This is a genomic window from Streptomyces sp. NPDC031479, assembly GCF_055581065.1.
On record NZ_JBVIKC010000005.1, the window covers coordinates 24,557 to 43,160 of the forward strand.

Annotated in this window: 13 protein-coding genes; 6 read left to right on the plus strand and 7 right to left on the minus strand. The window is 73.9% G+C overall.

Annotated features, from left to right (window positions below; all coding sequences use genetic code 11):
• Positions 1 to 45 precede the first annotated feature (45 nt).
• On the minus strand, positions 46 to 1,206 hold the full coding sequence (locus tag ACZ5D2_RS07905; RefSeq protein ID WP_468928007.1) for a PucR family transcriptional regulator: 1,161 nt from the start codon (positions 1,204 to 1,206) through the stop codon (positions 46 to 48).
• Between the two features lie 700 nt (positions 1,207 to 1,906).
• On the opposite strand from ACZ5D2_RS07905, the gene ACZ5D2_RS07910 reads away from it, so the two are divergent.
• The 4 genes from ACZ5D2_RS07910 to ACZ5D2_RS07925 all read left to right on the plus strand — a co-directional run bounded on the left by ACZ5D2_RS07910 (position 1,907) and on the right by ACZ5D2_RS07925 (position 6,318).
• Positions 1,907 to 3,010 carry a hypothetical protein gene (locus ACZ5D2_RS07910; protein WP_468928010.1) on the plus strand — a complete coding sequence of 368 codons (1,104 nt, stop codon included), beginning with the start codon at positions 1,907 to 1,909 and terminating at the stop codon, positions 3,008 to 3,010.
• Positions 3,007 to 4,455 carry an NADH-ubiquinone oxidoreductase-F iron-sulfur binding region domain-containing protein gene (locus ACZ5D2_RS07915; protein ID WP_371675584.1) on the plus strand — a complete coding sequence of 483 codons (1,449 nt, stop codon included), beginning with the start codon at positions 3,007 to 3,009 and terminating at the stop codon, positions 4,453 to 4,455. The genes ACZ5D2_RS07910 and ACZ5D2_RS07915 overlap by 4 nt, the downstream gene beginning before the upstream one ends.
• Positions 4,456 to 4,611: 156 nt before the next feature.
• A complete protein-coding gene (locus ACZ5D2_RS07920) occupies positions 4,612 to 5,655 on the plus strand; it encodes an SCO0930 family lipoprotein (protein WP_468928013.1) in 1,044 nt (347 codons plus the stop codon).
• Positions 5,656 to 5,745: 90 nt separating this feature from the next.
• Entirely contained in the window at positions 5,746 to 6,318 is a 573-nt protein-coding gene (locus tag ACZ5D2_RS07925) for a hypothetical protein (protein ID WP_371675585.1), read from the plus strand.
• A 51-nt stretch (positions 6,319 to 6,369) separates the two neighbouring features.
• Here ACZ5D2_RS07925 and ACZ5D2_RS07930 read toward each other — a convergent pair whose 3' ends face one another.
• On the minus strand, positions 6,370 to 7,284 hold the full coding sequence (locus ACZ5D2_RS07930; RefSeq protein ID WP_371675586.1) for a cobalamin-binding protein: 915 nt from the start codon (positions 7,282 to 7,284) through the stop codon (positions 6,370 to 6,372).
• A 214-nt stretch (positions 7,285 to 7,498) separates the two neighbouring features.
• On the opposite strand from ACZ5D2_RS07930, the gene ACZ5D2_RS07935 reads away from it, so the two are divergent.
• The gene (locus ACZ5D2_RS07935) at positions 7,499 to 9,094 is read left to right on the plus strand and encodes an alpha/beta fold hydrolase (RefSeq protein WP_468928018.1); all 1,596 of its coding nucleotides are present in this window, start codon (positions 7,499 to 7,501) and stop codon (positions 9,092 to 9,094) included.
• Positions 9,095 to 9,133: 39 nt separating this feature from the next.
• Here ACZ5D2_RS07935 and ACZ5D2_RS07940 read toward each other — a convergent pair whose 3' ends face one another.
• Genes ACZ5D2_RS07940 through ACZ5D2_RS07950 form a run of 3 tightly spaced genes read right to left on the minus strand, consistent with a single transcriptional unit; the run spans position 9,134 to position 12,945 of the window.
• A complete protein-coding gene (locus ACZ5D2_RS07940) occupies positions 9,134 to 10,465 on the minus strand; it encodes an MFS transporter (RefSeq protein WP_371675588.1) in 1,332 nt (443 codons plus the stop codon).
• Positions 10,462 to 10,875: a PaaI family thioesterase gene (locus ACZ5D2_RS07945; RefSeq protein ID WP_371675589.1), complete on the minus strand. Its 414-nt coding sequence runs from the start codon at positions 10,873 to 10,875 to the stop codon at positions 10,462 to 10,464. The genes ACZ5D2_RS07940 and ACZ5D2_RS07945 overlap by 4 nt, the downstream gene beginning before the upstream one ends.
• A 54-nt stretch (positions 10,876 to 10,929) precedes the next feature.
• Complete coding sequence (locus ACZ5D2_RS07950) at positions 10,930 to 12,945, minus strand: oxidoreductase (RefSeq protein WP_371675590.1); 2,016 nt, start codon at positions 12,943 to 12,945, stop codon at positions 10,930 to 10,932.
• Positions 12,946 to 13,137: 192 nt separating this feature from the next.
• On the opposite strand from ACZ5D2_RS07950, the gene ACZ5D2_RS07955 reads away from it, so the two are divergent.
• Positions 13,138 to 14,613 carry an alpha/beta fold hydrolase gene (locus tag ACZ5D2_RS07955; protein ID WP_371675591.1) on the plus strand — a complete coding sequence of 492 codons (1,476 nt, stop codon included), beginning with the start codon at positions 13,138 to 13,140 and terminating at the stop codon, positions 14,611 to 14,613.
• Here the strand turns inward: ACZ5D2_RS07955 and ACZ5D2_RS07960 are convergent.
• Together ACZ5D2_RS07960 and ACZ5D2_RS07965 are read right to left on the minus strand one after the other, a co-directional pair.
• Complete coding sequence (locus ACZ5D2_RS07960) at positions 14,576 to 15,472, minus strand: GNAT family N-acetyltransferase (protein ID WP_468928024.1); 897 nt, start codon at positions 15,470 to 15,472, stop codon at positions 14,576 to 14,578. The genes ACZ5D2_RS07955 and ACZ5D2_RS07960 overlap by 38 nt on opposite strands.
• 9 nt (positions 15,473 to 15,481) lie before the next feature.
• On the minus strand, positions 15,482 to 18,511 hold the full coding sequence (locus ACZ5D2_RS07965; protein ID WP_371675593.1) for an alpha-mannosidase: 3,030 nt from the start codon (positions 18,509 to 18,511) through the stop codon (positions 15,482 to 15,484).
• Between the last annotated feature and the right edge of the window lie 93 nt (positions 18,512 to 18,604).

Here is an 18,604-nt window from a genome sequence, read left to right on the forward strand (position 1 = left end):
AAGGCCGGGCGGTTCCGGTTCACGGGCGGCGCGTCCGCGCGGTGCTCAGAGGCCGTTGACCCGGGCCATCCGTCCGACGACCAGGGGGGTGAAGTCGGCGGTGACGACGCGTGCCGTCCGCCGGCCCACCCGCGAGTGCTGGCGGCGCACCTGGGCCATCAGGCGGCGGCTGCGCAGGGCCATCTCCAGTTCGAAGCGGGTCCGCGGATCGCGCAGACCGGGTCCGAAGAGCTTCTCCAGCTGCCGCATGCGGTAGCGCACGGTCTGCGGGTGCACGCTCAGGGCCTTGGCCGCCTCGGGGGCCCCGCCGCCCTCCAGCCACGCCAGCAGGGTGACCTCCAGGCGCTCGCTCTGGCGCGGGGTCAGGTCGGCGAGGGGGCGCAGCCAGCGGGCGGCCAGCGCGTGGGCCAGGGGTTCGTCCTGGAGCAGCAGGAGCGTGGAGAGGTGGTCGTCCACGAAGACGGCGCGGGCGTCCGGGCCGCCGCGGTTGGGGGTCAGGGTGAGCAGGCGCAGGGCCCAGCGCAGTGAGGAGGCGGTGTCGCGGAGGGGGACCGCGTGGCCGACGGCCGCGAACCGGCCGCGCAACGGGGGTTCGAGGGCGGCCCGGGTGTCCGGGTCGGGGCTGGGGAGCAGCAGGCAGGGCCGGCCGGCGAACATGCCGGGGAGGGCGTCGTCGAGGACGGCCGCCAGTTGCTGGGTCTCGCCGGGCGTGGCCAGCGCGATGGCCCGTACGGCCACCGGGAGGGGCCAGCCGGCCGCCTCGGACAGCTCGGTGAGGGAGGCGTGGGAGGCCACGCGGTCGTCGGTGAGGGCCTTGAACAGCTCCTGGCGGGCCCGGTCGCGGGGGGCCGCGGGTTCCGGGCGGGCGCCGTGGGCGCCTCCATGGGGGGCCGCCTCGTCGTGCGGCGCGGGGCCGTCGCCGTCGGGGCGGCCGTGGGCGTGACCGTCGTGACCGTGGGCGTGAGTGCTGTGCCCGTGGCCCCCGTGGGCGCCTCCACCGAGGCTTCCGCTTCCGTGACCGTGCTCGCGCACCTCCGAGAGTCCGGGGCCTCGTACGTCCTCGTGCCGGCCGCCGTGGACGGCGTCCGACGCCACGTCGTGCCGGTCCTCGACCTCGTCCGGGGTCTTCGTGCCGGGCCCGTCGTGCGCCGCGTCCCGTAGTGGCTCGTCGCGGTACCCAAGTGCGGCGAGAAGGGCGTCTTCCACCGCTTGTCGGAGAATTTCGTCATCGATGGCATCGTTGTCATCGACAAGTATGGAAAATCCGGGAATTCCATGCAGAAGCTCCTCCACTATCTCCCCGGCCAGCGCGGGGAGTTCCCTGCGCAGGACACGGGTCCACTCGCCGCGAGGGCGGGACCAGATGCGGTTCAGAAGTTCGCACATCGTTTCCTCGTTCTTGCCGGGGTGAGGCCTGTCCGGTGCAGGAGCGACAGGCCCGCCAAGGTCGCCTGCCTCGCCAACGACCTTGCCTGTGACGACAGTTGCAGCTACCACACGCCCTCCTGGACGGTTCCGGCCACCTTCGGTCCCGCGGGTTTGCCTTGATTTTGCCGTCGGGGACGCGTAGACGGCGAGGGGTGCGGTGGCCTGTCACAACCTCCACTGGAGGGGAATCCTCCGGGCTCGTTCGACGCACCGGAGACGGGGTGCGAGAAATTATCACGTTTCGATAAATCCTGTGGAGATGCTGCGTAGCTCCACGATGCTTCTGCACTCCGGCCCCGAGCCCTTCGGCCGACGTGGGAATTCCACAGCGCTGCCGGCCACCATCGACCACAACTCCCGGGCGCCGAGCGCCAGGTGGAGTGCTCGGAGCCCAGGCGCACAGGAGAACTGGATGCCCCTGCCCCAGCCTCACATGCCCCGCTCCCACAGAGCCCGACGCGGGAGCCGCCACGCCGCGGTGGCACCGGCCGCGGGAAAACGGGCCGTCCGGCGGCCTCCGCTTCTGCCCGTCGCGGGGCGGCTGCGCACCAGCGTGGTCTGCGCCTCCCTCGCCGCTCTCGTCTCCCTGATCGTGGCGGCGCGCGCGGGCGCGCTGACCCATCTGTGGGACTTCCTCGACTTCGGGTCGGGCGTGCTCTCGCTCGTCTCCCTCACCTCCACCGTCCTGTGGGGGCTGGTGGCCACCGACCGGGTACTCCTCGGATCGGGGCACCGGCTGCTCGCGCAGGGCGTGCACCGCGGGCTGGCCGTCGCGGGGTTGGGCTTCCTCGCCCTGCACATATGGGTCAAGGTCGCCGAGGGCCACACGGGCGCGACGTCCGCGGTGGTGCCGTTCACCGACGCGAACCGGCCCGTCGTCATCGGCCTCGGCACCCTGGCCGGATATCTCTTCGTGAGCGTGGCGGTCTCCGGCGCCCTGCGTAGTGTGTTCGCCACCAATCGCCGCTCCATGTGGTGGCGGGCCCTGCACATCGGCGCGTACCCGGCGTGGGGGGCCTCCCTCGTGCACGGGCTCAAGGCGGGCCGTGCCGCCGACCTCTGGGTGACGGTGGCCTACGTCCTCGGCGTGGCCGGCGTGATGGGGCTGCTCGCCGTCCGGCTGCGCAGGCGCAGGCGCGAGGGGTCCGCCCCGGCGAGCGCCCCGCAGTCCGTCGCGGCCACCCGGAGCGCCCGCGGCCCCCGTTCCCGGGGCTACTCCGTACGGGACGTGCCCCTCACGGGGCTGCGCCCCGGAGGCCGCGGCGGGCCGGCGGGTGCTCCCGAACGCTCCGTGCGGCCGGCGGAGGCGACCGCACCCGTCAGGCAGGGCGCGCAGTTCACCCAGGACACGCAGGCCGTGCAGGTGACCCAGCCCATGCAGACGGTGCAACTGGCCCAGCCCATGCAGGCCATGCAGGTGACCCAGCCCATGCAGGCCGTGCCGGTGACCCAGGCCATGCAGGCGGTGCCGCCCCAGCCCCAGCACCCGCCGTACGCCGCCGCCTACGCACCCGGCCCGGCCGCGGACGCCGGGGCCGCCACGGGCTTCGGCCCGTTCGCCGGGCGGGAGGGACGGCGGTGAGCGAAGCGCCGCGCCCCGGCCTCGGCTGCGTGGGCACCCCCCGGCTGCTGACCGGACTCGACCGTTTCCCGCGGCTGGACCGCGACGCCCACGAGGCCGCGCACGGACCGCTGCCCCGCTACCGCCCGGACGAACTCGTCGACCTCGCCGCCGACATCGACCTGCGGGGCCGCGGCGGGGCGGGCTTCCCCTTCGCCCGCAAACTGCGCGCGGTCACCCAGTCCGCCCGGGGACGCGACGGGTTGACCGCCGTCGTCGTCAACGGCAGCGAGGGCGAGCCCAGTTGCCTCAAGGACAAGGCCCTCCTGCTGCACGCCCCCCACCTGGTGCTCGACGGGGCCCTGCTGGCCGCCGCCGCGGTCGGAGCCGAGGACGTGGTGATCGCCGTGACCCGCCCCGACGTGGAGCGTTCGGTGCGCGACGCCGTCGCCGAACGGGGCCGGGGCGGGCGCCAGGTGCGGGTTGCGCTGCTGCCCGAGCGGTTCGTCACCGGCGAGGGCACCGCGATGATCAACGGCCTCAACGGCGGCCCCACGCTGCCGTCCGGGCAGCGGGTGCGCACCAGCGAGCGCGGCCTCGGCGGGGTGCCCACCCTGCTGTCGAACACCGAGACCTACGCCCAGCTCGCCGTCGCCGCGCGGCTCGGCGCCGCCGGTTACCGGTCGGCCGGGCTGCCGTCCGAACCGGGCACCGTCCTGCTGACCGTCGCCGGCTCGACGGTCATCGAGGCCCCGACCGGGACGTCGTTGGCGTACGTCCTGGAGCTGTGCGGCCTGCGCCCCGGGCAGGGCGTGCTCGTGGGCGGCTACCACGGCCGCTGGCTGGATCCCGGCTCGGCCCTCGGCGCGGAGGTGTCCCGGCAGTCCCTCGCCGCCTTCGGTGCGGTACTGGGGGCGGGCGCGGTACTGCCGCTGCCCGAGGACACCTGTCCGGCGGGCGAGGTGGCCCGGGTGACGCGCTGGATGGCGAACGAGACGGCGGGCCAGTGCGGCCCCTGCGTACGGGGCCTGCCCGCGCTGGCCGACGTACTGGAGGCGGCCGTCGCGGGCGGGGGCCGCAGCGCCCTCGAAGCGGTGGAGGCGCGGATGCTCGGGGTGCGCAGACGCGGGGCGTGCAGCCACCCGGACGGCACCTCGCACTTCGTGGCCTCCGCCCTCGCCTCCTTCCCCGACGAGTTCCGCGACCACGCGCTCGGCAGCGGCTGCGGCCGGCGGGTACTGGGGGCGCTGCCGCTGCCCGACGACGAGAGCCCGGAGCGGCTGGTCGTGGACTGGACGCTGTGCAAGGGGCACGGGCTGTGCGTGGACGTCCTGCCGGACGTCGTACGGCTCGACGCGGACGGCTATCCGGCACAGGCCTCCATGCCGGTGCCGGAGCGGCTGCGGCCCAAGGCCCTGCGCGCCGTGCGGCGCTGCCCGGCGCTCGCCCTGCGCATCCAGGAATGAGCAGCGCACGGCCCCGCCCCACCCCCGAGTTCATTCTTGGCGCGATCTGACAAATTCCCCGGGATATTCGTTTGGGGGGCTCCGGGCCCCGTATCAATTACTCAGGCAATGCGAACAGAACGCGGGATCCAAACCGAAGGAGAGACCGTGAAGAGAATGCGCCGTGAAATACTCGCCGGTTCGGCGGTCGCGGTACTGCTGCTGACGGCCGGGTGCGGGCTCTCGGACAACAAGTCCTCCGCCAAGGGGGATTCGGTGCAGCCGGTGGGCGACAGCAAGGCGCTGGACGCCTACGGCTCGGGCTCCGGCTCCGGGTCGCTGCCGGGGTACGGCAGCGATACCGGGGCCGCGCCGGCCGGCGGGGCCGCGGCGGCCGGCAAGGGCGGGGCGGCCGGGGAACTGAAGGTACGGGAGGCCGCGGACCTGGGCTCGGTGGTCACGGACGCCGAGGGGTTCACCCTCTACCGCTTCGACAAGGACACGGCGAAGCCGCCCAAGTCGAACTGCGAGGGGGACTGCGCCAAGGCCTGGCCGGCGGTGTCGGCGGACGACGTCTCCGCCGGAGCGGGTGTCAAGGCGGACCTGCTCGGTTCCGTGACCCGCGCCGACGGCACCCGGCAGCTGACGCTGGGCGGCTGGCCGGTGTACCGCTACGCGAAGGACACCAAGGCGGGCGACACGCTCGGCGAGGGCGTGGGCGGCACCTGGCACGCGCTGGGCCCGGACGGGAAGCCGTCCACCGCGTCCAAGGGGGCGGGCGGCGGGGGCATGGACATGGGCGCCGGAGCGGGCATGGACATGGGCTCCGGTTCGACGGAACAGCCGCCCGCCCAGCCGCAGGTCTCGCTGTCGGTGCGGCAGAACGCGCAGCTCGGTCCGATCCTCGCCGACGCCCAGGGGCGCACCCTCTACCGGTTCGACAAGGACAGCGCCTGGCCGATGAAATTCGGCTGCCTCGACGCCTGCCTCGACACCTGGAAACCGGCTCCCGCGATCGACAAGACGAAGGTGAACGGAATTGCCGCCGGATTGGTCGGATCGGTGAAACGGCCCGACGGTTCGGAGCAATTGACGATCGACTGCTGGCCGGTTTACACATTCACCGGGGACAAGGAACCCGGGGACATCAACGGGCAGAACAAGCAGGGCCTCTGGTTCGCCGTGACCGACAAGGGCAAGAAGACGAAGGCGGCCGGATAGAGCGGCCCGCACCCCCGATCCCGTGGTGCCCGGCCCCCCTCCCCGTCGGGCACCACGACCCCCTTCCCGATCCGTCAGCGAGGTTGTCCCATGCCGTCCACCGACCGACCGACGGGCCGCCTGCTGACGGCCGTTGCCGTGATGTGCGCCTCGCTGCTGTGCGGGGGCTGTGGCGAGAGCCGGCCGCCGTACGGGGCCGACGCGGCGGCCGGCTCCGTACCGGCGGCGAAGGCCGCCCCGGCCTCCCCTGCCGCCCCGGCCGCCCCCGGCACCTCCGTGGAGGAGATCGCCGGCGTGCTGGGCTGCACCGCCGAGCTGAGCGTCGAGGCGGACGAACTGCGCCAGGGAGCCTGCGAGACGGCGCAGGGCGCCTACAGCGTGACCACCTTCGCCGCGGATCAGGGCCTGCGCTCCTGGCTGGCGGAGACCCGGACCTACGGCGGCGTCTACCTGGTCGGCGACCGCTGGGTGGTCACCGGCCCGTCGGCACAGGCCCTGACCGCTGTGCACGACCGGCTGGGCGGCACCCTCGAAACCGGCACCTCCCACGAAGGCCACTCCCCCTCGGCCGCCGGCCCGTCAGCGGCCGGCCCGTCAGCGGCCGTCCCCTCGGCGGCGGAGCACTCCCCCGCGGAGCACCCCTCCTCCGCCCACGGCCACTGACGCCCCGCCGCACCGGGTCCGGCCCCGGTGCGGCGGGGTCGGCCCGCCCGCTCAGCCCAGCCGCCGCGCCTCGGCCGCGGTGACCGGCTCACCCGCCCGCACCCCGTGCAGGACGTGCGCCAGCACCTCCGCGCCCCGTACGACACGTGGGCCGGGCCTGTTGAAGTACGCGGGCCCGTCGAGCACCCAGACGTTGCCCGCGCGGACGGCCGGCAGCTCGGCCCAGCCGGGCAGCTCCGTCAGCAAGTGGCTCTCGCGCAGGGTGCGTTCGGGCGCGAAACCGCAGGGCAGGACCAACAGCACGTCGGGACGGGCCGCCCGGACCGCGTCCCACGTCATCGGCACGGTGTGCTCGCCGGCCGCGGCGAGCAGGGGTTCCCCTCCGGCGGCGGCGATCTGGTCCGGGACCCAGTGTCCGGCCGGCCAGAGCGGGTCGAGCCACTCCACGGTGACCACACGGGGGCGGGGCCGTCCCGCCGTCAGCTTCTCGACCTCGTCGAGCCGGGCGCGCAGCGCGTCCCGCCTCCGCTCCGCCTCCGCGCGCACGCCGAGCAGGTCGCCGACGGTGACCAGGCATTCCAGGACGTCGTCGAGGGTGCGCGGTTCCAGGCTCAGTACGCGGGAGCCGGCATCGAGGACGCGCACCGCGCGGGAGACCGCGGCGTAGGAGACGGCGCAGACGTCGCAGAGGTCCTGGGTGAGCACGACGTCGGGGGCGAGTGCGGCGAGCGCCCCGGTGTCCAGGGTGTAGAGGGAGGAGCCGGAGTGGGCGGCCCCGCCGACCGCGTCGGAGATCTCCCGGCTGCTGAGTTCCTCGGCCGTGAACTGCGCGCGGGTGACCACGGGTACGCCCTCCACCTCGCCCGGCGGCCAGTCGCACTCGTGGGTGCGACCGACCAGGTCGGCGGTGAGACCGAGCTCCGCGATCATGTCGGTGGCGGCGGGCAGCAGGGAGACGATGCGCATGGCGCGACTGTAGCCCGGCGGCGGCCGAGGCCTCGGGCGCGGGGGCGGCACCCTGCGAACGAGGCGTCAAGGTGCGCGGCGAGTCGGCCAGTTGTCCGGAATTCTGCTCATTCGTGAGGAGCACGAGGGCCGCCCTGAGGGCTGATTCGCCCGGACGCCGCGTCCTCCATCGTGAGCGGGGAACCGCCCCTCTCTCCGAAAGGAACGGCTCTCCGTGCGCCTCAGCCCGCATCCGCGCGTACCGCGCTTCGCGCCCCTGCTCACCGCCGCCGGTCTCCTCGCCACTGCCCTCCCCCTCCTGTCCGCGAACCCGGCGGCCGCCGCCCCGGCCGACTACCACCCTCCCCGGAAGCCCTCCTGGCACCGGTGCGACCCGGGGCAGCCCGCCTCGTACGAATGCGCGACGATCAAGGTCCCGCTCGACTACCGGCGGCCCGAGGGCCGGCGGATCGATCTCGCGATATCCCGCATCAAGACCCCGAACGCCGCCAAACGGCACGGGGTGATGCTGATGAACCCGGGCGGTCCCGGCGGGACGGGCCTCGACCTGCCGCTGATGGTGGAGGAGTCGATGCCGAAGGAGGTCAGGGAGCGGTACGACCTGATCGGCTTCGATCCGCGCGGGGTGGGCCGGAGTTCTCCGATCACCTGCGGACTCACCGAAGCCGAACAGAACCTCGACCGGGCCTACCGGCCGGAGACCTACGCCTCCGACGTGGCCTGGGCGCGCACCGTGGCCGACAAGTGCCGGGAGAAGGCCGGCGACGTCATCCCGTACATCACCACCCGCAACACCGCCCGCGACATGGACGCCATCCGCGCGGCGCTGGGCGAGCGCACGGTCTCCTACGTCGGCTACTCGTACGGGACCTACCTGGGCGCGGTGTACTCCCAGATGTTCCCGCAGCGGACCGACCGCTTCGTCCTGGACAGCGGCGTCGACCCCGAACGCGCCTGGCGCGGCATGATCCAGGTGTGGGCGACCGAGGCGGAACCGGCGTTCCGGCGCTGGGCGGGCTGGACGGCGGAGCGGGACGGCGAGTACCACCTGGGGACCACCGCGGAGGCGGTGTCGCGGACCTTCTGGGACCTGGTGGCGCGCGCCGACCGCGACCCGATCGAGCTGGAGGGGCAGAAGCTGACGGGGGACGACATCCGGGCCGCCCGGGGCCTGTTCTTCTCCCCGGCGACGGCGGCCCCGCTCGTGAGCGCGCTCAAGGCGGCGGCCGAGGGCGGGCCGCGGCCGCCGGGCCCGTCCGCGGCGGAGCTGATGAAGGCCCTGCGTCCCTCCGGGCCGGCCCCGGACACCGGCACCGCCGTCTTCTGGTCGGTGGTGTGCGGCGACACCGACGCCTGGCCGCGCGATCCCGAGCAGTACCGGCGGGACGCGGTGAAGGACAAGCAGCGGTACCCGCTGTACGGGGACATGGCCTCCACCATCAAGCCGTGCGCGTTCTGGGGGCGTCCGCGGGAGGCGGTGACGCCGATGAGGACCCGGGCGAACGTCCTGACCGTGCAGAACGAGTGGGACTCCCAGACCCCGCTGGTCAGCGGTCAGGGCCTGCACCGCTCACTGAAGGGCTCGCGGATGGTGCTGGCGATGGGCGGCGAGGGGCACGGCGTCTACCTGGCCGATCCGAGGTCCTGTGCGAACGCGCCGGTCAACGCCTACCTGTCCTCGGGCCGGCTGCCGGCCGAGGACGTGACCTGCCGGACGCCCGCGGCCGGGGGCGAACGCGGGGCGGAGCCGCAGCCGCAGCGCCCGCTGCCGCTGCCGCTTCCGTTCCCGGCGGCGCCGCAGCGCTTCTGACCCGGACCCGGCTCCGCCCGCTCCCGCCACGGGCTCCCGCTAAGGGCTCGCGATCCCGGACCCGCGTCCCGGGCGCGCGCCCGTGGCCTCCGGAGGCGTGCCCCCGGGGCCGGGACGGCTGCCGCGCAGCGGGGTCAGCAGCCCGGCGCCGAGGATCAGCAGGCACAGGGCACCGGCGGCCAGGCTCACCGCCGGTACCCCGTGCCGGCGGGCGAGCAGGGTCAGCACGGCCGCCCCGACCGGCCCGGCGGCGTTGTGCACCGTCCAGAACGCGGAGGTGACCCGACCCAGCAGCGGTTCGGGGGTGATCTCCTGGCGCAGGGTCATGGAGCAGACCCCGCCGAGGGTGAGCCCGAACATGAACACCACGGCCGCCCCCGCGACCACCGGCACGCTCCCGCTGACCCCGGTGACCACGACGGCCAGAGCGATCAGCGCGACGGAGCCCAGCCAGCAGGTGCCGAAGCCCAGGGCGCGGCGCAGCCGCCCGGCCGCGAAGGCGGCGGCGACGGCGCCGAGGCCGCTGACGGCGATCACGTAGCCGAGGGTGGCGGCGGAGCGGCCGAGGTCGTGCCGGACGCGGAAGATCAGCAGGTCGGTGGCGCCCATGGTGACGAAGGTGAGGAGGGTCAGCAGGACGGTCAGGGAGCGCAGCACGGGCTGCGCCCACAGGAAGCGGAACCCGGCGAGGAACCTCTCCCGGAAGCCGCCGCCCGCGGCCGGGCGGTGTTCCCCGTCGCCGTGGCGGCCGAAGCGCACCCACCGCAGGGTGACGGCCGAGACGGCGAAGGTGGCCCCGTCCACGGCGAGCGCCCAGCCGGCGCCGGCGCCGGTGGTGATCAGCCCGGCGGCCACCGGCCCGAGGAGGGTCCCGAAGGCGAAGGTGCTCATCAGGCGGCCGTTGGCGGCGGTCAGGTCGCGCGGCGGGACCAGGCCCGGGACGGCGGTCACGTACGCCACGTCGAACAGGGTCTTGAGGACGGCCACCGGCACGGTCAGGACGTAGAGCACCCAGATCCGCGGGGTGACCGCCCAGAGGAGGGGCAGCGCGCAGAGCAGGACGGCCCGCAGCAGGTCGCACCCGATCATCAGCCGCCGCCGGTCGGTCCGGTCGACCACGGAGCCCGCGAAGGTGCCGGTGAGGATCCCGGTGGCCCCGGAGACGGCGGTGAGCAGCCCGAGCTGGCCCACGTCTCCGGTGGCGTCGAAGACCAGCAGGGGCAGCGCCAGCAGGGAGACGGAGCCGCCGAGCACGGACAGGGCCTGGCCGAGCCAGAAGACGGTGAAGTCCCTGTTCCGGCTCAGCTTGACCGGCCCCTGATCCCGTTCCCGATCCCGATCCCGATCCGGTCGGCCGGTGCCCCCGCTCACCCGAGCAGGGCGTAGACGGTGGAGGCCTTGGCGGCGGGTTCCCGGCCGCCGTCGGGGGTCATGGTGATGTCGGCGAAGGCCATCCGCTTGCCGAGTTTCGTGATCCGTACGTCGATCAGCACGTCGGAGCCGGTCACGGGCCGCTGGAAGCTCGTCGACTGCTGGACGGTGGTCATCGGGCCGTACGCGCCGCGCGCGGCGCTGATCGCGATGACGGTGGCGGTATCGGCGGCGGCCATCAGGGCCTGGCCGCTGAGTCCGCCGCCGTCCCGGGCCAGGGTCTCGGACCAGGGCAGCCGCAGGACGGCGTGCCGTTCGCCCGTCTCCTCGACGGTGAGTCCGAGGGCGAGCACCCAGGGGGCGAAGTTGTCGTGGAGGATCTTGTCCGCGTCTGCCGGTGTCAGCGTCACCCGGAGATTGTGGCGGCCCCGCCCGGACCGCCACAACTCCTTTGTCCCGGGGGCTCAGAGGCGCGCGGCGAGCTCCGTGCCCTGGCGGATGGCCCGCTTGGCGTCGAGCTCGGCGGCCACGTCGGCGCCGCCGATCAGGTGGGCCTCGATCCCGGCGGCGCGCAGTGCCTCGTGGAGCTCGCGGCGCGGCTCCTGTCCGGTGCACAGCACGACGGTGTCGGCGGGGACCAGGTGCGGCTCGCCGTCGACGGTGATGTGCAGGCCCTCGTCGTCGATCCGCTCGTAGGTCGTGCCGGCGACGGAGACCACCCCGCGGTGCTTGAGCTCCGCGCGGTGGATCCAGCCGGTGGTGGTGCCGAGGCCGGCGCCGACCTTGGTGGTCTTGCGCTGCAGGAGGGTCACCCGGCGCGGGGCCGCGGGCCGCTCGGGGGCGGTGAGCCCGCCGGGACCGGCGTACGCGGTGTCGACGCCCCAGTGCCGGAAGTAGACGGCGGGGTCCTGGGAGGCGCCTTCGCCGCTGTCGGTGAGGAACTCGGCGACGTCGAAGCCGATGCCCCCGGCGCCGACGACGGCGACGCGTTCGCCGACGGGGACGCCGTCGCGCAGGACGTCGAGGTAGCTGACGACCCCGTCCCGCTCGACGCCCTCGATGGCGGGGGTGCGCGGGGTGACGCCGGTGGCGATGACCACCTCGTCGTAGCCGGTCAGGCTCTCGACGTCGGCGCGGGTGTCGAGGCGGACCTCGACGCCGCTCGCCGTCAGCTGGTTGCCGAAGTAGCGGATGGTCTCCTCGAACTCCTCCTTGCCCGGGATCCGGCGGGCGACGTCGAGCTGACCGCCGATGTGGCCGGAGGCCTCGAAGAGGGTGACGGCGTGGCCGCGTCCGGCGGCGGAGACGGCGCAGGCGAGCCCGGCCGGACCGGCACCGACGACGGCGACGCGCTTCTTCGTCCGGGTCGGGGAGAGCACGAGTTCGGTCTCGTGGCAGGCGCGCGGGTTGACCAGGCAGCTGGTGATCTTGCCGCTGAAGGTGTGGTCGAGGCAGGCCTGGTTGCAGCCGATGCAGGTGTTGATGGTCTCGGGGCTGCCGGCCGCGGCCTTGGCGACGAAGTCGGCATCGGCGAGGAAGGGGCGGGCCAGCGAGACCAGGTCGGCGCGGCCGTCGGCGAGGATCTCCTCGGCGATCTCGGGGGTGTTGATGCGGTTGCTGGTGACGAGGGGTACGGAGACCGCGCCCATCAGCCGCTTGGTGACCCAGGTGTAGGCGCCGCGCGGGACGGAGGTGGCGATGGTGGGGATGCGGGCCTCGTGCCAGCCGATGCCGGTGTTGATGATCGTGGCACCGGCGGCCTCGATCTCCTTGGCGAGGTGGACGACCTCGTCGAGGGTGGAGCCGCCGGGGATCAGGTCGAGCATCGAGAGGCGGTAGATGAGGATGAAGTCCTCGCCGACGGCGGCGCGGGTGCGGCGGACGATCTCCAGCGGGAAGCGCACGCGGTTCTCGTAGGCACCGCCCCAGCGGTCGGTGCGCTTGTTGGTGGCGGCGGCGATGAACTCGTTGACCAGGTAGCCCTCGGAGCCCATGATCTCGACGCCGTCGTAGCCGGCGAGCTTGGCGAGGCGGGCGGCGCGGACGAAGTCCTCGACGGTGCGCTCGACCTCGATGTCGGTCAGCTCGTTCGGGACGAAGGGGCTGATGGGGGCCTGGATGGCGCTGGGGGCGACCAGGTCCTTGTGGTAGGCGTAGCGGCCGAAGTGGAGGATCTGCATCGCGATCTTCCCGCCCTCGGCGTGCACGGCGTCGGTGATCACCCGGTGCTCGGCGGCCTCCTCCTCGGTGGTGAGGCGGGATCCGCCCTCGAAGGGACGGCCCGCGTCGTTGGGGGCGATGCCGCCGGTGACGATCAGACCGGCGCCGCCGCGGGCGCGCTCGGCGTAGAAGGCCGCGAGGCGCTCGAAGCCGCCCGCGTGCTCTTCGAGGCCCGTGTGCATCGAGCCCATGATCACGCGGTTCGGCAGGGTGGTGAACCCGAGGTCGAGCGGGCTCAGCAGGTGCGGGTACGGGCTCATGGGTGGGCGTCTCCTCGCGCGGGGGTGATGGACCTGTTCTAGCGAGGAGGGACGGGTTTTGCAACTAGGTGCATAACCAGGGAGGGGCCCGCGCGAGCGCCGTCGCCGCCGGGAGCCCGCAACCCCGGGCCCGCGCCATCACCCCCTGTGGCGCAGTTCACGGACGGCGCCGGCACGGGTAGCGTCTGCCGGATGATCGATCGGCACACGGTGACGGTGAACGGGATACGCCTGTCGTACGAGGTCTCCGGCCCTCCGGACGGCGACCCGCTGCTCCTGCTGCCCGCGCTGGGCGAACGCGCCGGCGACTGGGCCCCCGTACGGGAGGTCCTCGACCGGGAGCGCCGGGTGTACGCCGTGGACCTGCGCGGGCACGGCCACAGCGACCGGCCCGGCGCGTACTCCCTGGAACTCATGCGGGACGACGTCATCGGCCTCCTCGACGCCCTCGGCCTGGACCGGGTGGACCTGGTCGGCCACTCCATGGGCGGGGTCGTGGCCCACCTCGTCGCGCAGACGCGGCCCTGGCGGGTGGTCCGGCTGGTCCTGGAGGACGCCCCCGCGCCGCTGCCCCGGGAGGCGCCCGCACCGGTCCGCCCCGAGGGGGAGCTGCCCTTCGACTGGGACATGGTGCTCGCGGTCCGGGCCGAGCTCGACCGGCCGGACCCCGCCTGGCTGGCGGGCCTGGGGCGGATCACGGCCCCGACCCTCGTGGTGGCGGGCGGCCCGACGAGCCACGTACCGGCGGAGGGCGCCGCCGAACTGGTCCGCCGCATCCCCGACGCCCGCCTGCGCACCATCCCGGTGGGACACCTGATCCACGCCGCGGCACCCCGTGAATTCACCGCGGTGGTCGCGGAGTTCCTCAGGGAGCTCCCGGACGCCGAAACGGCCCGGCGGTGGCTGGCCGAGGACGGCATCACCCAGACCGGCGAGGACACCTGGTACGACGCCGAGCCCCCGGCCGCCACGCTGACCCGCGACGACGTCGCCGAGGGCCTCGGCTGCATGGCGTTCACCGACGAGGAACTCGACGCGGCCGGCCGGCTGCGCGTGGCCATGGGGCTGATGGAGGTGCTCGGCGACCACGTCCTGGTGATCGGGCAGATCCACCAGGCCCACACCGGCGCCGACGGCCCGCTTCCCGCGGAGGCGCTGTGGGGCGGCTACCGGCGCCGGCTGGAGGCCGTCCCGGAGTGCGAGGCCCTCCTCTGTTCCCTCTGGTACACCTGGTTCGAGGACCACGGGACCTCGGCGGAAGCCTTCGCCGAGGTCCTCGGCGAAGACCGCGAGCGGCTGGTGCCCGGGGCGCCGGAGCCGCTGCTGCGCCGGGCCCGCCGGGTCCTGGAGAACTCCGGCCCGGTCCCGTGGGACGCCAAGGCCCCCACCCTCCGGGCCGCCGCGGACGTCCCCGGGCTGCGCCGCGCGGTCTTCCGCGCCCTCCTGCTCGGCTATCACGACGTCTACGGGGACCTCGACCCGGCCGGGGCGCTCGTCCTGCTCGACCGGCTGGAACTCCCGGCCGGCACCCCGCACGCGGCGCCGCTGCGCACCGTACTGGCCGCCGGACACCGCAACCGCCGCCACGATCCGGAGGTCTGGAGGGCCGCCGCGGGCACCGGCGGAGGTGCTACAGGTCGATCGAGCGGAACTCCTCCAGCACCGTGAAGCCGGCGCTGTCGTACAGCCGCATCGCGACCTCGTTGCCGCCGAAGACGTTGAGCATCATCGCCTCGTCGCCGCCCTGCCGGGTGGCCCACTCACCGACGGCCATCGCGGCCCGGCCGTAACCCCGGCCGCGGTGCTCCTCGTAGACCTCCAGTGAGAAGCCGAAGGTCACGCCCGGCAGGAAACCGTGGTTCACCCAGCCGGTGCCGATCACCTGTCCCTCGGCCTCCATCGCGTAGAAGGCCTGATCCGGGGTCCGGTAACCCTGGGGGAGGTAGCGGGCGAAGTCCTCGTCGGACTTCGCCTTCGCCTGGTCCGGGGTCAGCGCGCCGGACCGGACGATGTCCGCGACGTACGCGGCCTGCTCCCCGGCCAACCAGCCCGGGTACTCCTCCTCGGTGAGCAGGCGGACCGTCAGGCCCGTCGGCAGCTCGGGCCGTTCGGCTGCGGCGCGCATCATGTTCCGCCCCCGGAGGGGGTAGTCGGCGAACACTCCCGGACCGCCCGTGAGGCGCACCTCCACCCGCTCCGCGCCCCGCTCGGCGCACCACCGCTCGGCCCACGGCCGCCCCGGCGCCGCCGTCAGGTCGTGGATCCGGCCGACCGTCGCCCCGGATCCCCCGGCTCCCCCGTCGTCCCCGGTGCCGCCGGTGCCGCCGGTGCCGCCGCTCAGCTCGACCGCGATCCAGCCGGTGCCGTCCGTGGCCACGGTCCAGTCGTCGATCCCCCGTACCACCCGCTCCAGCAGGGCCCGGGCCAGTGGATCCGAGCATCCGGCGGCCCGGTACCCGGCCAGGACGCGGGCCTCGAAGTCGGCGCGCCACGCGTCCCGGTCGGGGGCTGTGTCGATCTCGTTCATCCGGACAGCCTACTCACGGCGGCGGCACAGCCGGACGGTGACGATCTGGAACGGGCGCAGGGTGAGGACGGTGGCGCCGTCCGGGGCCGGCGCGCCCACCGCCGCGCCGTCCAGGGGGCGTTCGAGGAGGTCGCTCTCGACCGCCGCCGTGATCGGGAAGGCCGGGGTGAGGGTGGCGGTGGCGCGGCCGCCGCGGGATTCGTAGAGGCGGACGATCACGTCGCCGCTGCGGTCCTCTGCCAGTTTGACCGCCTCGACGACGACCGCGTCCTCGTCGACCGCGATCAGCGGGGTGACCGGGCCCGCGCCGGGGACCACCCGTTCCGGCAGGTTCAGCGCGTGGCCCTCGCGCACCGCGTCCTCGATCCGCGCGCCCGGCGCCAGCGAGAAGCGCAGGGTGTGGACGCCCTGATCGGTCTCCGGGTCCGGATAGCGCGGGGCCCGCAGGAGGGAGAGGCGGACCGTGGTGGTTTGTCCGCCGTCCGGCCGCACGTCGCGCGTCACGTCGTGGCCGTACGTGGAGTCGTTGAGGACGGCGGCGCCCCACCCCGGCTCCGCCACGTGGATCCACCGGTGCGCGCAGATCTCGAACTTGGCCGCCTCCCACGAGGTGTTGGTGTGGGTCGCCCGGTACACGTGCCCGAACTGGGTCTCGGAGGCGGACCGTTCGGCCTTCACGTCCAGCGGGAAGGCGGCCTTGAGGAACTTCTCGCTCTCACGCCAGTCCACCTCCGTCACCATGTCCACCGTCTTGGCCCCGGCCCGCAGGGTGATCGACTGGACCGCCGTGGAGCGGCCGAAGGACCGGCGGACACGGACCGTCACCGCGTCCGGTCCGGCCTCCACCAGGGGCGGGGCGTCCACCTCCACGAGGTCGGTGACGCGGTTGCGGTAGAAGGCGTCGATGTCCCACGCGTCCCACATGTTCGGGAAGTCGGGGTGGATCTGCAGCAGGTTCGCGGCCCCTCCGGGGGCCACCGCCTCGCGGCGCGCCCGAAGGTCGTACGCGGACACGATCAGCCCGCGGCCGTCGATCTCCACCCGCAGCCGCCCGTTGGCCAGGACGTGCCCGCCGTCGGGCCGCTCCTCCACGGTGACCGGCCGCCCCTCCTCCCGCGGCACGCCCGCGCCGCCCGCCGGGATGCCGCGCCGGGTGTGCGGGGCGCAGTTGAAGACCAGCTCGGCGGTGCCCTCCCCGGCCAGGGCCAGCTGCGCGGCCAGGACGATCCCGCGCAGTTCCTCCCGTACCTCCGCGTACGTCGCGCGCGCCTCGCGGTGGACCCAGGCGATGGAGGAGCCGGGCAGGATGTCGTGGAACTGGTGGAGCAGGACGGTCTTCCAGAGGCGCTCCAGGTCCTCGTACGGGTAACCGGAACCGGGCACGCGCACGGCTGCCGTGGCCGCCCACAACTCGGCCTCGCGCAGCAGGGATTCGCTGTGCCGGTTGCCCTGTTTGGTCTTGGCCTGGGAGGTGTACGTGCCGCGGTGCAGCTCCAGGTACAGCTCCCCGGCCCAGACGGGCGCGTCCCCGTACTCGGCGTGGGCCTTCTCGAAGAAGGCGTCGGGGCGTTCGATCTCCACGCGCGGGGAACCTTCGAGGTCGCGCTGGCGGCGGGCCCGGGCCAGGTGCTCACGGGTGGGGCCGCCACCGCCGTCGCCCCAGCCGAAGGGGGCGAGCGAACGCGAACCCCGCCCCTTTTCGCGGTAGTTGCGGGCGGCGTGCGCGAGCTGGGCGCCGCCGAGGTCGCTGTTGTAGGTGTCGACGGGCGGGAAGTGGGTGAAGACGCGGGTGCCGTCGATGCCCTCCCACCAGAAGGTGTGGTGGGGGAAGGCGTTGACCTGCGACCAGGAGATCTTCTGGGTCAGGAACCAGCGGGAGCCGGAGAGTTTGACGATCTGCGGCAGGGCGGCGGTGTACCCGAAGGAGTCGGGCAGCCAGACGTTGCGCGTCTCGATGCCGAACTCGTCGAGGAAGAACTTCTTGCCGTAGAGGAACTGGCGGGCCATGGCCTCGCCGCCGACCATGTTGGTGTCGGACTCCACCCACATGCCGCCCACCGGCACGAACTGCCCGTCCGCGATCTTCTTCTTGACCCGTTCGAAGAGCTCGGGCCGGTGGGTCTTGATCCAGTCGAGCTGCTGGGCCTGCGACATGGCGAAGACGAACTCGGGGTGCTCGTCCATCAGGGCGACCATGTTGGACGCCGTCCGGGACACCTTGCGCACCGTCTCGCGCAACGGCCACAGCCAGGCCGAATCGATGTGGGCGTGACCGACCGCGCTGATCCGGTGCGCGGAGGCGTTCGCGGGGGCGGCGAGCACCGCGGTGAGGCGGGAGCGGGCGGCGGCGGCCGTGCCGGGGACATCGGCGAGGTCCACCTCGTCCAGCGCGGAGTCGACGGCCCTCAGGATCGCGTGGCGGCGGGCGTCGGACCCGTCGAGCTGGGTCATCAGGTCGTACAGGACTTCGAGGTCCTGGACGAGTTCCCACACCTCGGTCTCGAAGACGGCGAGGTCCATCCGGGCGATCCGGTACAGGGGCTGATCCGCGCTGGTGAGCCGGTCGCCCTCGTACGTGGGGGCGTGGTCGACCAGGACCGGGTTGGAGGCGGCCTCGACGTACCACTCGACGCGTTCGCCGCCGGCCGCCGCGTCGGCCACCCGCACCCAGTCGTTGTACGGGTTGAGGGCCTTGACCTCGCTCCCGTCGGGGCGGTGGACCAGTCCCTCGCACTGGAAGCCCGGCATCATCCGGTCGAAGCCGAGGTCGAGGACGGCCTCGACCGTACGGCCCGCCCAGTCGGCCGGTACGGAGCCGGTGACCCTGAACCAGGTGGTGCCCCAGGCGGGGCCCCACGCGTCGCCGGCGGCGCAGGGCCGGTAGGGGGCGGCCAGGGCCTCGTCGACGGGGACGGGCTCGCCCGGGGCCTCCCAGCGCTCGACGGTGAGCGGGACCGGGCGGGTGCGGACGGCGGGCTTGATGCGTTCGTGCAGGACCCGGCGGAGGCGGTGTTCGGTGATGTTGCGGTCGTCGTGCATGACGGCGGCTCCCGTGGACGGAGGGTCGGACGGCGCGGGACGGCGAACGGGCGGACCGGGTGACTCGGACCACCCGGTGGCCCGGGTGGTCCA

Excerpts from the sequence above, each read along its gene's own strand:
- ACZ5D2_RS07955 (WP_371675591.1), top strand. The coding sequence starts at position 13,138 with ATGATCGATCGGCACACGGTGACGGTGAACGGGATACGCCTGTCGTAC.
- ACZ5D2_RS07965 (WP_371675593.1), bottom strand. The coding sequence starts at position 18,511 with ATGCACGACGACCGCAACATCACCGAACACCGCCTCCGCCGGGTCCTG.
- ACZ5D2_RS07920 (WP_468928013.1), top strand. The coding sequence starts at position 4,612 with ATGCGCCGTGAAATACTCGCCGGTTCGGCGGTCGCGGTACTGCTGCTG.
- ACZ5D2_RS07930 (WP_371675586.1), bottom strand. The coding sequence starts at position 7,284 with ATGCGCATCGTCTCCCTGCTGCCCGCCGCCACCGACATGATCGCGGAG.
- ACZ5D2_RS07925 (WP_371675585.1), top strand. The coding sequence starts at position 5,746 with ATGCCGTCCACCGACCGACCGACGGGCCGCCTGCTGACGGCCGTTGCC.
- ACZ5D2_RS07950 (WP_371675590.1), bottom strand. The coding sequence starts at position 12,945 with ATGAGCCCGTACCCGCACCTGCTGAGCCCGCTCGACCTCGGGTTCACC.
- ACZ5D2_RS07960 (WP_468928024.1), bottom strand. The coding sequence starts at position 15,472 with ATGAACGAGATCGACACAGCCCCCGACCGGGACGCGTGGCGCGCCGAC.